12 protein-coding genes are annotated in these 12,918 nt (G+C 33.6%); 5 read left to right on the forward strand and 7 right to left on the reverse strand.

Annotated features, from left to right (window positions below):
* On the forward strand, nt 1-429 hold a 429-nt coding region (locus A6M55_RS07360; RefSeq protein WP_156511001.1), incomplete at its 5' end, for a tyrosine-type recombinase/integrase.
* A gap of 47 nt (nt 430-476) precedes the next feature.
* Here the strand turns inward: A6M55_RS07360 and pdxA are convergent.
* Nucleotides 477-1,553, reverse strand: a complete 1,077-nt coding sequence (pdxA, locus tag A6M55_RS07365) for a 4-hydroxythreonine-4-phosphate dehydrogenase PdxA (RefSeq protein ID WP_015030711.1) — start codon at nt 1,551-1,553, stop codon at nt 477-479.
* 124 nt (nt 1,554-1,677) lie between these two features.
* Between pdxA and A6M55_RS07370 the strand changes: the two genes are divergently transcribed.
* Nucleotides 1,678-2,631, forward strand: coding sequence for an NAD(P)-dependent oxidoreductase (locus A6M55_RS07370; protein ID WP_156511002.1), 954 nt, complete (start codon nt 1,678-1,680; stop codon nt 2,629-2,631).
* 27 nt (nt 2,632-2,658) lie between these two features.
* Complete coding sequence (locus A6M55_RS07375; protein WP_064197098.1) at nt 2,659-4,023, forward strand: glycoside hydrolase family 140 protein; 1,365 nt, start codon at nt 2,659-2,661, stop codon at nt 4,021-4,023.
* Nucleotides 4,024-4,056: 33 nt separating this feature from the next.
* Here the strand turns inward: A6M55_RS07375 and A6M55_RS07380 are convergent, their stop codons facing one another.
* From A6M55_RS07380 to meaB, 4 genes are all read right to left on the reverse strand, one after another.
* Complete coding sequence (locus A6M55_RS07380) at nt 4,057-5,250, reverse strand: C1 family peptidase (protein ID WP_064197099.1); 1,194 nt, start codon at nt 5,248-5,250, stop codon at nt 4,057-4,059.
* A 247-nt stretch (nt 5,251-5,497) separates the two neighbouring features.
* The gene (gene ybeY, locus A6M55_RS07385) at nt 5,498-5,914 is read right to left on the reverse strand and encodes an rRNA maturation RNase YbeY (RefSeq protein WP_015030715.1); all 417 of its coding nucleotides are present in this window, start codon (nt 5,912-5,914) and stop codon (nt 5,498-5,500) included.
* Nucleotides 5,915-8,164, reverse strand: a complete 2,250-nt coding sequence (locus tag A6M55_RS07390) for an RND family transporter (RefSeq protein WP_229235488.1) — start codon at nt 8,162-8,164, stop codon at nt 5,915-5,917.
* A gap of 216 nt (nt 8,165-8,380) precedes the next feature.
* Nucleotides 8,381-9,361 (reverse strand): methylmalonyl Co-A mutase-associated GTPase MeaB, encoded by a 981-nt coding sequence (gene meaB, locus A6M55_RS07395; RefSeq protein WP_064197101.1) that lies wholly within the window; start codon nt 9,359-9,361, stop codon nt 8,381-8,383.
* 107 nt (nt 9,362-9,468) lie between these two features.
* Between meaB and A6M55_RS07400 the strand changes: the two genes are divergently transcribed.
* On the forward strand, nt 9,469-10,185 hold the full coding sequence (locus tag A6M55_RS07400) for an SDR family oxidoreductase (RefSeq protein ID WP_015030718.1): 717 nt from the start codon (nt 9,469-9,471) through the stop codon (nt 10,183-10,185).
* 40 nt (nt 10,186-10,225) lie between these two features.
* Nucleotides 10,226-11,029 (forward strand): hypothetical protein, encoded by an 804-nt coding sequence (locus A6M55_RS07405; protein WP_064197102.1) that lies wholly within the window; start codon nt 10,226-10,228, stop codon nt 11,027-11,029.
* A gap of 1 nt (nt 11,030) precedes the next feature.
* On the opposite strand, the gene A6M55_RS07410 is transcribed toward A6M55_RS07405, so the two are convergent.
* A complete protein-coding gene (locus tag A6M55_RS07410) occupies nt 11,031-11,750 on the reverse strand; it encodes a 2-C-methyl-D-erythritol 4-phosphate cytidylyltransferase (protein WP_064197103.1) in 720 nt (239 codons plus the stop codon).
* Nucleotides 11,751-11,777: 27 nt separating this feature from the next.
* Nucleotides 11,778-12,830 (reverse strand): tRNA preQ1(34) S-adenosylmethionine ribosyltransferase-isomerase QueA, encoded by a 1,053-nt coding sequence (gene queA / locus A6M55_RS07415; protein ID WP_015030721.1) that lies wholly within the window; start codon nt 12,828-12,830, stop codon nt 11,778-11,780.
* Nucleotides 12,831-12,918 lie beyond the last annotated feature (88 nt).

Here is a 12,918-nt window from a genome sequence, read left to right on the forward strand (position 1 = left end):
GATGTTCTAAATTTGAAAGTTACGGACATTAATTTTAATAAACGAGAAATTAAAGTGCCACCTTCTAAATCAGAAAAGGGTAGAACTTTAATGTTACCCAAAAAGTTGATGCCAATTTTATATGCCTACATTGAAAAATATCAACCGAGTGAATTATTATTTGGAGGAGAGAACGGTAAAACGTATAGCCCAAGGAGTGTGCAATTAGTTTTTCAACAAGCACTTGCGAAAGCAAAAATTGAAAAAGATGCTTCTGTACACACTCTCAGACACAGTTATGCTGTGCATTGTTTAGAAAGAGGTATGGATATACATTTATTACAAGAAATTTTAGGACATAAATATCTTCAAACGACTTCGATTTATAACCAAATTGCACAAATTGAGTTGGTAAATATTAGGAGTCCTTTTGAAGACCTTGAAATATAGTAGAGCTGAGTATTGGGAACTTAATTTTCAATACTCAGCTTTCAGTTTTAATCTTCCATACTTGCTTCTTTGAGAACAATATTTTTTTTCTTCAATGAATTTGCCTCTAAGCTATCCAATTCTTCTCTATTTCTTGTAATATCAATCGCGGTGTATATGGCGTGTAACATCGAAGACTCATCAGCTTGGTTTTTTCCTGCAATGTCATAGGCAGTTCCGTGGTCAGGTGACGTTCTAACTTTTGGTAGCCCCGCTGTAAAGTTAACACCATTCTCAAATGCAATCATTTTAAAAGGCATTAAGCCTTGGTCATGGTACATTGCTAAAACGGCATCATAATTTTTCCAAGCAGAAGTTCCAAAAAAACCATCGGCTGGAAATGGCCCGACAACCAAGTCACCTTTTTTCTTACACTCAGAAATAGCTGGAATAATAACTTCATTTTCTTCATTCCCCAAAAGTCCATTCTCACCTGCATGTGGATTTAAACCTAATACAGCAATTTTGGGCTTTTGAATTCCAAAGTCTTTAATAAGAGAAGATTTTATTTGTGCTATTTTGTTGATAATCAATTCTTTATTTAAAGCAGATTTCACTTGTTCGAGTGGTATGTGGGCGGTAGCAACGCCAATTTTTAAATTTTCACTTACCATAAACATGAGTTCATCTTTTACTTCAAAGGCATTGGCAAGAAATTCTGTATGCCCAGGAAATTTGAATTCATCACTTTGAATATTGTGTTTATTAATAGGGGCAGTTACCAAGGCATCAATTTTTCCGTTTTTTAAATCTTCAACGGCTTTTTTCAAAGCTTCAAAAGCTAATTTCCCAGCTTCTGGACTAACAATACCTGGTTGTACTTCCAAAGCCTGGTCATTCATGCAGTTAATAACATTTACCTGCTTATGATTAATCTGCTCGATTTTATGAATGGTAAAAAATTGCCAATCTTTCATTTCAAGAAGCTGTCGGTATCGGTTAATGATTTTGCTTGAACCGTAAATCACCGGAGTACAGATTTTATTAATTCTGTTACTACCCACTGCCTTTATGATAACTTCAGGGCCAATTCCGTTAAAATCGCCAATACTAATGCCAATGATTGGTTTTTTATTTTCGCTCAATTTATTTGAAGTTTAAATGAATTCTAAAAAATAATGTTTTTTATGCTGAAATTCGCTTTAAGTCTCAGCATGAAAGAGTAAATTTGCTGCAATTTACTTACAAATAAATAATAAAAAAAGTACTGTGAAGACAAACAATAATACGAGTAGAGGTTCGGTATTAATTGCTGATGAAATGCATCTTAGTTTAATTCCGATGCTCGAAAAAATAGGTTTTCAACCTGATTATCAACCAAAAATTAGCAGACAAGAAATCATTGAAAAATTAGGTAATTATGTTGGTTTAATCATTAGAAGTAAAACATTTGCTGATGCCGAATTATTGAAAAATGCGTCCAATTTGAAGTTTATTGGAAGGGCAGGTGCAGGATTAGACTTGATTGATATTGAAACCACAGAATCGAAAGGTATTCAGATTTTTGCGGCAAATGAAGGAAATCGAGTAGCTGTGGCGGAGCATGTAATTGGAATGGTTTTATGTTTAATGAATAATATTTTAATTGCAGATAAAGAGGTCAGAGCAGGAATTTGGCAAAGAGAAAAGAATAGGGGGTATGAATTATTTGGTAAAACAGTCGGTATCATTGGTTACGGAAATAATGGCTCTGAAACCGCCAAAAGATTTAAAGCTTTCGGTTGTAAAGTGCTTGCATACGATAAGTACAAAAGTGGTTTTGGAGATGAGTTTGTAAAGGAAAGTACTATAGAAGAGATTTTTGCCGAGGCTGAAATTCTCAGTTTACACATTCCACTTACAAGTGAAAGTAATAAAATGGTTGATGCAGGTTTTCTTGATAAATTCAGTAAAAATATCATTTTTATTAATGCTGCCAGAGGTGAAATTGTCGTTTTGGAGGATTTGCTTAGTAAATTGTATGAAGGTAAAGTTTTAGGAACATGCTTAGATGTACTAGAAAATGAAAAACTACAAAAACTTTCAGACAAACAAAAAGCAGTATTTGAAAAATTAGCTGAATCAAATAAGGTAATATTTACGCCTCACATTGCTGGTTGGACTTTTGAATCTTATGAAAGAATTAATCAAGTATTAATTGAAAAAATATCTCAATCGTTTTGATTCTCCTACTCAATAATTATTTTACATATGAAAAAAATAATCTTGCTTGGTCTTACCTGTTTTTTTGCAGTGTTTCAACTATCTGCTCAATCCTTTTCGGTGAGTCAGAATAAGAGGTATCTAATGAAGGATGGTAAACCATTTGTTTGGGTAGGAGATACGGCTTGGGAACTTTTTCATGCCCTTGATAGAGATTCGGCAACTTACTATCTTTCTAAAAGAGCATCACAGGGATTTAACTTGATACAAGCGGTGGCACTTGCCGAATTAGATGGTTTGAATACTCCCAATGCGTATGGAGATAAACCACTGATTGATAATGACCCAACAAAACCCAATGAGTCTTATTTTAAGCATGTCGATTTTATTATTGATAAAGCTAATGAAATGGGCTTAAATATTGGTTTATTACCAACATGGGGTGATAAAGTCTTTAAAGATAAATGGGGAGTGGGTCCTGAAATATTTAATGCAGATAATGCCCGAATTTATGGGTTTTGGATAGCTAATCGTTATAAAAATCGGAAAAATATCATTTGGATTTTAGGAGGTGATAGAAATCCTAGGAAAAATACTGATGATGTAACTATTTGGAGGTCAATGGCTTTAGGAATTGTTGAGGCTTACGGTGGTAACGAGAATGTTATCATTTCTTTTCATCCTCAACCAAACCAATTTGGGGCAAGTGAATGGTTTCATCAAGATGGGTGGTTTGATTTTAATATGTTTCAAACAGGGCATTGCCGTGATAATGATGTATACAACAGAATAAAAAGTTCTTACGAAAACCCATTAATAAAACCAGTAATTGATGGTGAACCAATATATGAAGAGCATCCAGTTTGTTTTAATGCAAATGATTTGGGAACTACCAACGCTTATGATGTAAGAAAGGCTTTGTATTTAAATGTATTTTCTGGAGCATTTGGATTTACCTATGGTTGTCATGATATTTGGCAAATGTTTCGGCCGGGTGTTAAGCCAGTCAATGGTCCACATATTTATTGGCAAAAAGCACTTGATTTGCCCGCTGCCAACCAAGTGAAGTTTCTGAAAAAATTAATTGAGTCAAGACCTATTCTTGAAAGGATACCTGACCAAGATTTGGTTCTTGAAAACAATAATTCCGCATTTGAACGTATTCAGGCTACAAGGGGGGAGGGTTACGCTTTTGTTTATTCAGCAGTAGGAAAACCATTTACTTTGAAAATGGGTAAAATAAGTGGCAAACAAGTTAATGCTCATTGGTTTAACCCAAGAAGTGGTGAAGTGACATTTGAAGGTATATATGAAAATTTAGGTACTAAAAAGTTTACACCACCTTCTATCGGATATGGCCTCGATTGGGTTTTGATAATTGATGATATTTCAAAAAAATACTCCTTTAAATAAAAAAAGGTATGTTATATTACATACCTTTTTAATTTATTTTGATTCCTCCTCCTCGTCTTCTTCGTCCTCTTCCTCGTCTTCGTCCTCTTCCTCTTCCTCTTCCTCTTCCTCGTCTTCGTCTTCGTCCTCTTCTTCTTCCTCTTCATTACCTTCATAATTGAATCCATAGTTTTCATCAATGGCATTATCTATGCACAATTGGTCTAATGCTTCTATGAAGTCGTCAGGAGATTCGGTTAAAATTTCAAAATTGTTGATGTGTGTATATTCAACGCCATCTTCTTCAGAAGCTTCATAATCAAAGTAGAAGTCTTCTTCATTTTCAACATATTCAAGGCACAATTTCTCTAATTTTGTGGCAAATTTCTCTGTATCTTTTGTTTCAATCCAAAAATCAGTAACGTAAATCATTCCATCAACTGTAAAACTTGATTCTTCAGAGTCATCCCAAACACCCTCACTAAAGTCGAGACTTTCAACAGATTTAATAATCCAAGAATCATGACCATTGAAATCTTTGTTCATGACATAATCATAAGGAATATAGCAGTAACCCTTATCTCCCCAATCTTTACCCCAAGAATTTCTTACAATAAATACGTTATCAGGGTCTGAATATCCAACACAAAGCATCGCATGCCAGCCATGAGTCTCTCTGACATTATCTGACGGTTTAGGCATTGGAACTCTACCCTTATTTTTTGTAGCACTATCAAAAGATTGGAAAGTATTTAAACAAAAAGCTATTGGATAGCCTTCTGCAAGTGTATGTTTCCAAAGTTCTAAATCAGTTTCTATATACTCTGAATCAACAATTTTGAAGTTCGCCCCATGTTCATAAGCTGATTGGTCAGGTTCATATAAAATCATTTCTTCATCATTTGGCCAAAGTTCTTCTGAACATGCTCCATATTCTTGCAAACCTTCGATTGCTTTGAACATAATTGAACCAGAGTCTTTGTCTTGTTCTTCAACGAGCCATCTTGCGTTATAGTAAATATACAAACGACTCACATCTGAAGATTCTCCGTTTGTTCTTTTGGCTAAGTACTCGTACGCTCCAGCAAATGCATTAGCTACGCAACTATTGCCTACTTGCATTTCAACCTCAGTTAAATGCTCTCTCAAGTCAACTTTTGAAGGTAATTTATCAAATTTACCTGAAGATTTCTTTTTTACATCGGCGGGTATAGCACCTGCTCGATAGCCTCCAATCTTATTTTGCATATATTTAATAGGTGATTTTTGTATGGTTGTTATAGAAAATTCAAAATTATACTTTTATTCAAAAGGATAAAGTTAATTACGTAAAAAGTTTGAAGTGGATGTTATTATAGAAAATGTTGAAGGTGAAAAATTTTAAATAACTTTTGATTTGGGTAAAAAAAAAGCTATTTCTATGAATTCAATCTAGGTCTTATAAAAAAACTATGAATGAATCATTTAGAAATAGCCTAAGCTTATTTTAAGTAGATTATTGCCAAAGTTTTATATAAAAATCTTCTTTGGCTCTCATGGTTAACTCTTCTTCATCGGTTTCATCGAAATAGCCACATAAATGCAATACACCATGAATGACTACTCTTTTAAACTCGTGTTCGAAACTTACACCAAAATCACTGGCATTATCAGCAATTCTTTCAATACTCACAAATATATCTCCTTCAATTATTCCTTCATCTTCAGAATTATCAAAGGTGATAATATCAGTAAGAGTATCATGGTCAAGATACTCAAGATTTATCTGATGTAGGTATTCATCATTGCAAAAAACGTAGTTAATTTCAGATAATTTTAATCCTTCAGATTCAATTACTGATTTTATCCAACGCTTTGTTTTTATGGGATTTGGTACTGAAAAATCAATTCCTTCAGTATGAAAATTAATCATTTATACTTTTGTTTTCTTTTTTTCTAAAGTCATAATAAAAGATGGAAGTAAGATTAGGTTAGCAATCATACCCATCAATAAAGTAGTGGAAACTAAAGTACCCAAATAAACAGTTCCTTTGAAATTTGAAGCAGCAAAAATACCAAATCCAAAGAAAAGGATGATTGCTGTATAGAACATGCTTATACCCGTATACATGATTGTTTCAGTAATAGCGTGAGAGACCGTTTTTTTATGGTTTTTCATTTCATCCTTGAATTTTGTAAGGAAATAAATGGTACCATCGGATGAAATACCAAAAGCAATACTAAACACTAAAGTTGTTGTAGGCTTCAGTGGAATACCAAAATAGCCCATAACTCCAGCAGTAATAATGAGTGGCAAAATACTTGGAATCGTTGAGATGAGAATCATCCTTACATCAAAGAACTGGGTGGCCATAACTATACAAACCAGTATTATTGCCCAAATTGTACTTTCAATCAAATTTTGTAGCAAATAATCATTGCCTTTCATGAATACTACACCATTTCCAGTAATTTTTGCATCAATTTGTTGTTCTTTAGGAAGCCACTGCTGCGACTCTTTATCAAAATTGAAAATAGTATCAATTTTTGGTTGTAATTTTTCTACCAATTCTCTTATTCTAACAGTTCCAGCATCACCACATTGAAAACTTACACGTGTAAAACGTTTAGTGCTATCAATAAAAGGGGTTGCTAAATTTTCTTTACCTTTGACCGTACCTACATATTCAGCTAATTTTTGGAGTTCTAATGCTCCGGGAAGTTGGTAATATTTTGGGTCTCCTCCTCGATAGCCTTGATAAACTAATTTTATGGCTTCAACTAAAGAGATTGGATTCGTGAAATCTTCGTATTTAGCAAACTCTCTTTGCATTAGTTTGATTTTATTGAGTACCTGTGGATTTAGTACACCATTTTCTTTTTTTGTATCAATAACCACTTCAAATGGGACAATCCCGTGGAAATGTTTTTCAATAAACTTTAAATCTGCATAAATTGGGTCGTTTTGAGGTAGGTCATCTACTATGTATCCAATGGCCTTCAGTTGAAACATACCAAATCCGAATATAACTACCAATAGGCTAATAGAAGTGTATAGTGCTGTTCTACTATTATGTACAATATGATTTACAAAACGTAAAAACTTAGTGATATTTTTATTTTCAAGGTGGCGAACGTTCTTTGCACTTGGAGGGGCAGAATAACTAAATAAAATAGGAATAAGAATTAGTGAAATTGCCCAAGTTGACATGATACAAATAGCGGCAACTAAACCAAATTCCAATAATAGTGGGCTACCCGTAAAGTAAAAAACGAAGAAACCAATTGAGGTTGTTACGTTGGCTAAAAATGTTGTTTTGCCAATTTTCTCAATTGCTACCGCTAAAGCACGAATTTTGTCATTATGTTTGAGATATTCTTCTTGATATTTATTGACCAAGAAAATTGTGTTTGGAATACCAATAACAATAATCAGAGGTGGAATCAGGCCTGTCAAAATGGTGATTTTATATCCAAATAGCACTATGTATCCAACTGACCAAACAACTGAAATTAATACTAATAGGGCAGTATAAAGAACGGTTTTAAATGAACGGAAGAAAATATATAATATTCCAATAGTTACTAGAAATGCCAAAGCTAAAAATTTGGTCATTTCGGCAGATACTTTTGAAATAAAATTAGTTCGAATAAAAGGCATACCTGAGAAGTGAACTTCAATGTTATTTTTTACACCAAATTCACGAGCTGCAGCCTCAATTTCTCTACTTACGTTAATTCTTTCTTTACTATTTAATTTTGATTGTTGGAAAGTTACGGCCATCAAATGTGCTTCACCATCAGTGCTGTAAATAGTGCCTTTATAGAAAGGAAGTCTTTCAATTTTTGCTTTAACCGAATCAACTTCTGCTTGGGTAGTTGGTCTTTTTGAAACAAGTGGCGGGAAAATAAACTTCTTTTCAACGCTATCTTTCTGAATGCCAAATAGATTGGCGTTTGAAAGTACATTTTTTATTCCATCAATGTTTTTGATTTTTTTTGATAAATCATACCATTGATTGAAAACTTCTAATTCATAAATTTTATTGGTTTTAATAGCAATGACCATTACATTGCCATCTTCACCAAAGCGTTTTTTGAAGTCTTCGTAAAGTTTATAATTTTGGTCGCTTTTAGGTAATATACGAGCTAATTCATAAGACATAGCAATTTTTGACGCCATGTAACCCATGAATAGCGTTGTACAAAAAAGTATAAATAGCCAAGTTTTACGATTTTTGAGTATTAATTTCGAAAGGTTATACCAGAACATAAAAACGTTTTCAGTGTAAGTAAGTAAATTTTCTAATGGAAATTAATTTATCCACAAAAGTACTATATTTTTATGAAGTGACTAGCAAAAGCTTGCCATTATACCATCTAATTGTGCAAGAATATTTTATTTATTTAATTCTAATAACTTTTTTGCTGCTTGAATTGGTAGTATTTTTTCGTTCAATACCTGTTGTGAGATGTACTCAATATTATTTTTAACCGACTCATTTTCAAAAAAATGATTTTCAAGAAATTGCTTAATATAAGCATACATCCAACTTAAACTTTGTTCTTGTCGATTACTTTTCCAAAATCCACTATTTTTCATTTGTTTTTCATAATCTAAAATAACTTTCCATATTTCGCCTAATCCTGATTTTTCTAATGCTGAACAAGTAAGAACGGGAGGATACCATTGATTTTGGTTGGGTGGAAATAAGTGTAGAGCATGTACGTATTCCATACGTGCATTTTTTGATTTTTGAAGATTATCTCCATCAGCTTTGGTAATTGCTATTGCATCTGCCATTTCCATGATTCCCCTTTTTATACCTTGTAATTCATCACCAGCTCCTGATAACATCAAAAGAAGAAAGAAATCAACCATACCTTTCACTACTGTTTCTGATTGCCCAACACCTACGGTTTCCACAATTATAGTATCGAATCCGGCCGCTTCGCAAAGCAGCATTGTTTCTCTTGTTTTGTTGGCAACTCCACCAAGTGTATTTCCCGAAGGAGAAGGGCGAATGTAGGCATTGGAGTCGTGAGCCAATTCTTCCATTCTAGTTTTATCACCCATGATGCTCCCTTTGGTGCGTTGACTCGTGGGGTCAATTGCTAAAACCGCTATTTTTTTACCTTGTGAAGTTAAATATTTTCCAAATGATTCAATGAATGTACTTTTTCCAACTCCAGGAACACCCGTAATTCCAATTCTAATGGAGTTACCTGTGTAGGGGAGTATTCCCTCTAAAACATTTTGTGCGGTTTCGTTATCTCTTGGTAATTGGCTTTCTATCAAGGTAATCGTTCTGCTCAGAATGATTCTATTACCACTCAATACCCCTGAAATATATTCGTCTGCCGATAAACGCTTTTGCATATTTCTGAATTAATTTTATTACATTTGGTAAACAAAGGTATTAAACAAAATATTATTTAGTTCATAATATTCAATTCTATACTTCAAACCTAACCTATAAATTATTAATGAAAATTATTCTAATTGGTGCCACATCAGGAATAGGCCGTTCTTTGGCAGAATTATACGCTTCTCAAGGTCATGAATTAGTAGTAACAGGAAGGAGAGTTACTTTGCTTGAAGAATTAAAAAATCAATTCCCAGATAAATTAATTCATCCACTTGAAATGGATGTTGCAAAAATTGATGATGCTCGCAAATTGATGGATTCTTGTGAAAAACTACTCGGTGAAATTGATTTGATTATAATTAATGCAGGTGTTGGTTATCCTAAAGCAACTTACGAACAAGAAATCAATACAATTGATATAAATGTGAGAGGTTTTGTAGCTTTGGCACAATGGTCTTATAATTATTTTGCCAAAAAGGGTAGAGGTCAGTTAGTAGGTGTTTCTTCACTGGCTTCTCAAACTGGTAGTGCTTATTCTCCAGAATATCACGCTTCAAAAGCGTTTATGGCCAATTATATGTCGGGTTTAAGAATGCGTTCTGCTAAATACAACCCAAATGTTTATGTGACCGATATACGCCCAGGATATGTAGATACCCCCATGACCAAGCAAAATAAAGGTATGTTTTGGGTAGCAACGCCTGAAAAAGCAGCTAGACAGATTGCAAACGCTATTGTTTCTAAAAGAAAGGTAGTTTACATAACAAAAAGGTATATTATCATTGCCACTTTATTGAAAATATTACCAGAATGGCTATTGTCTAAGTTATTTTAACGAGTTTTCAGAAAACAGTCATCAATTAATTTTCTCAAGCATGAAAATAAAAATTATACTTTTGGGATTAAGTTTATTCGTCTTTTCTTGTAAAAATAATGAAGAGTTAGCAGTTTGCCAGCTTACTAAATTTATTACCGATTTTCCTGCAACAAGTACACTACATCATGATGTTTTAACATTAAAGGATAAGAGGGTAATCCAAATTTATAGTTATGATTTGAGAAATTATAAAGATACAGTTTCTCGTCAAAAAATTTTTTACGAGTATGATGCACTTGGGAAAGTATCAAAAATTAGAGATGAATCTGCTTCCAATAGAATTATTACCTTTGAATTTGTATATGAAAATGGTAAAGATTTTGCCGAGAAAATCATTCAAAAGGTTAATAACGTTCAAAATAATGTTATATCAGTAGAATATGATTCTAAAGGGAATCCTACTTCGGTTGAAAGTTTGAATTTGATAGGTGTGAATAGAACAATCGAGTATGATAATAATGGAAACCCATTCAGGGTAATTAGGTCAGATTTTGGTACGCTTCCAAGTGTAAATGAACACACTTTTGATGATAAACGTAATTTTTTTGCTGGAATTCCAGAAATTGGATATTATTGGCTTTTAAGACCGTTGTACAATTATATTCCGTTTGGTCCTAATAATATTGTTGGAACAAAATTTTATACAGTACAAAACCTAGATTTTAAAGAAGTACCAGATAACAGAACGGTTAGAGAAACGAATTATAATGAGCAAGGATTTCCAACTACAATGAATATTTTGCTTGAAAATCAAGGAAAGACTCTTTATAGTGCTTCAAAGTTTGAGTATAATTGCCAGTAATTTATGATTTGGTTCTAAGAAAAGCTTCTGCTACAATCATATCTTCGGGAGTAGTAATTTTGATGTTTTCATAAGCCCCATCAATCAATGAAATACTTTCTCCTGCAAATTCGAGTACACTTGCACAATCAGTAAAAAAGCTTTGTTCTTGTACTTCAAAGGCTTTTTTCATGAGGCTTAGGTTGAATGTTTGCGGAGTTTGAACCAATTTGAGCTTGGTTCTATCAAGAGCTTCACTCGATGAAGAATCATTTACAAACCTTACAGAATCTTTAACCCAAACACTTGTTACGGCGGTTCCTTTTTCATGAGCAACAATGAAAGAATTTTGAATTATTTCAAGATTTATCAATGGCCTAACTCCATCATGCACCGCAACGAGACCTTCGGAATGAATAGTTGATAAACCATTTTTTACAGATTGAAACCTTGATGCACCACCTTCAGTAATGCTAATAGAATCTTTTTTGGATTGAATTAACTCGTTAGTTTGAGAGATGTCTTCCCAATAAGAAATATCACTCTTGGGAAGCACTACAATTACTTGAATTTCAGGAATCTGTAAGAATTTTTCTACAGTATGAATAAGAATAGGCTTGCCGTTGAGTGGTAAAAATTGTTTAGGAATTTCACTTTTCATCCTTGATCCACTACCGCCAGCTACAATTATAGCAAAAAGTTTAGTCCCAAAGGGAAGTTTTGATAAAATGTTTTCTTGCATTTTTTTCTCCCCTTTGGGGGCTAATAATTATAGAATCAACATTACGTCGCCGTAAGTAAAGAATTTGTATTTTTCTTTGATAGCTTCATTGTACGCTTGCATCACTAATTCATGACCACCAAAAGCACAGGCTGTCATTAACAAAATAGATTCTGGTAGATGTAAGTTTGTTAATAATGCATTCGTGATTTTGAAATCAAAAGGAGGGAAAATAAATTTATCTGTCCAACCATTCTCAACTGGTTTTAAGTGATTACTTGCCGAAACCGATGATTCAATAGCTTTCATGGCTGTTGTACCGATTGCACAAATTTTTCCGCCATTATTAATTGATTGATTAACTATATCACACGTTCCGTCTGGAATAAAGAAGTTTTCAGAATCGGTTTTGTGTTTTGTCAGGTCTTCAACATCCACTTGTCTGAAAGTTCCGATACCGATATGAAGTGTGATTGGACAGAAATTCGTACCTTTTAGCTCCATTCTGCGTTGCACATTACGTGTAAAGTGCATGCCCGCAGTTGGAGCAGCAACCGCACCTTCGTGTTCAGCAAAAATTGTTTGATATCTTTCGCGGTCATCATCTGTAACCGGACGCTTAATGATGTCAATTGGAAGAGGAGTTTCTCCTAACTCATGGATAGTTTTCATCATTTCTTCATGCGAACCATCAAATAAAAATCTGATTGTTCGTCCACGAGAAGTTGTATTATCAATAACTTCTGCTACTAAATCACTATCACCAAAATATAATTTATTTCCTACACGAATCTTACGAGCAGGGTCAACCAATACATCCCAAAGACGCATTTCACGGTTTAATTCTCTTAGTAAGAATACTTCAATTTTAGCACCAGTTTTTTCTTTTGACCCATACAAGCGAGCTGGAAATACCTTGGTATTGTTAACAACCATTGTATCGTTTTCTCCAAAATAATCAACAATGTCCTTAAACATTTTGTGTTCGATTTTTTTGGTTTTACGATTTACCACTATCATACGACTACTATCACGTTGGTCATAAGGATGCATGGCTATAAGACTATGCGGGAGATCAAGTTTAAATTCTGAAAGTTTCATTCTGTTTATTTAACTACTGTTTTTACAGTATTTGTTATTCGCTGATGCTTGGGGTATTGAGTTTACAGCGTTTTTGTGAAGAATTATA

This window comes from Emticicia sp. MM (assembly GCF_001649495.1).